Here is an 899-nt window from a genome sequence, read left to right as displayed (position 1 = left end):
GCGTAAAGGCATGTGGCTGGGTTRCCTGAGCGCCGGCCTGCACGTCTTCGGGCCGCTGGCGCTGCTCGGTTGGCCGATTGCACTGCCGGTGATTGGAGCCAGCATCGCGTCCATGGGCTTGAACATCGACAAGGCCGTCAACGGCAAAACCGTGGCCCAGCGCAAGGAAGGCGTGAAAGGCGCCGTGCTGGATGGCATCAACCTTCTGTTCAACCTGCCGCTGCTCAAGGAGGTCGATGTTCTGGAGGAGGTCGGCGCTTCGGCCGAGGCCGCTGAAGCCGCCGAAATGGCCAGGCTGCAGGAGGCCACCAATCCTGCTGAGCCGATCGGTGCGCAAGAACCGGAGGTGTCCGACGGTTCAGAGAGCGCAGTTACTCAAATTCAAGAGTTCATCCCCCTGAAGCCGGAGCCGGCACAGAACCTTGAAGTACCGGAGCACTGGCAAAGTAACGAGATCCTGGAAAGTGAGGCGCCGCTTGCCACCAGCGGCAAGTTCCAGGGCATCTACTCGCTCAACTCCACCCCCTCGACTGCGATCATGATGAACGACGCAGCCTATTACGTGCGCTACGAAGCCGACATCAATGGCGGTGGCACCTGGGCCATCATCGACCCGGCAAACCCATACGCGTCCACAGGATCGATACCCGTGCGCTTGAATGCCGAGGGCGAGTGGGAGCTGACGCCGAAATCCGGTTTAAAGGGTGGCGGCAAAGACGACCTCACCGCTGTTGCGGGACATTCCCGGTTTCCCGACCATGTCCGACCACCGGAATCATTTAGCGTGCCCTCGACGAAGTACGATACCGCCACTGGGCGGTCGCTCAACGTCCTGGCGTTAGGTAAAAAAGAAACCCACGTAAAAATAATCAACCTTCCCAACGGACGAATACAAGGGC

1 pseudogene is annotated in these 899 nt (G+C 60.0%); it reads left to right on the top strand.

Annotated elements, in window-relative coordinates:
* A pseudogene (locus AC1DH9_RS29945) lies at nucleotides 1–899 on the top strand (membrane-targeted effector domain-containing toxin); the annotation flags it as partial.

The sequence above is a fragment of the Pseudomonas sp. 05T35 genome (genome assembly GCF_056396605.1).
The sequence above is the reverse complement of the archived record's forward strand: the minus strand, read 5'-3'. Positions and strand labels throughout refer to the sequence as shown.